Here is a 638-nt window from a genome sequence, read left to right on the forward strand (position 1 = left end):
CGAGATTGTCCTCGCCGATGCCCGAGACCCAGATCGCCCGGTCGATCGATGTGTGCACCTGGTCGGAAGAATAGATGCGCAACCGCCCCTGCCCGGCCAAACCCTTTTTGTTGCCTTGCCAGCCGAGCGCCCGCTCGCGCATGGTCAGCACGGCGTTGAGTGTCGCCGACGAGGCCGAATCCTGGATCACGCCGGAAAAGCCCTCTGGCAGGCCGAGCGCCTGGCGCATCCAGTCGACGGTGCGGGTTTCAAGCTCGGTCGCCGCCGGTGACGTTTGCCAAAGCATGCATTGCGCGGCCATCGCCGACACCAGGTATTCCGCCACCACCGAAACCGGCGCCGCATTGGCCGGGAAATAGGCGAAGAAGCGGGGGTGCTGCCAATGTGTCATCCCCGGTACGATCTTGGCTTCGAAATCGGCGAAGATTCTGTCCATCGGTTCGGCGTCTTCGGGCGGCGACGCCTCGATGCTCCTGAAAATGTCGCCCGGCTCGACCAATGGCCGCACCGGCCGCTCACGCAAATTGTTGCGATAGTCGGCACCCCAGTCGGCGGCGCGTTGCGACCATTGCCGGAAATCGTCATTGTTCATCTTGTTCCTCCCGACATGATCTTTCGTGGCCGGCGGCAGCCGCCCG

Annotated in this window: 1 protein-coding gene; it reads right to left on the minus strand. The window is 63.8% G+C overall.

From position 1 onward, the window contains the following. On the minus strand, nt 1-592 hold a 592-nt coding region (locus EOA36_RS36585; RefSeq protein ID WP_145969565.1), incomplete at its 3' end, for a pyridoxal-dependent decarboxylase. Between the last annotated feature and the right edge of the window lie 46 nt (nt 593-638).

The organism is Mesorhizobium sp. M8A.F.Ca.ET.021.01.1.1 (assembly GCF_003998025.1).
Lineage (GTDB): Bacteria > Pseudomonadota > Alphaproteobacteria > Rhizobiales > Rhizobiaceae > Mesorhizobium.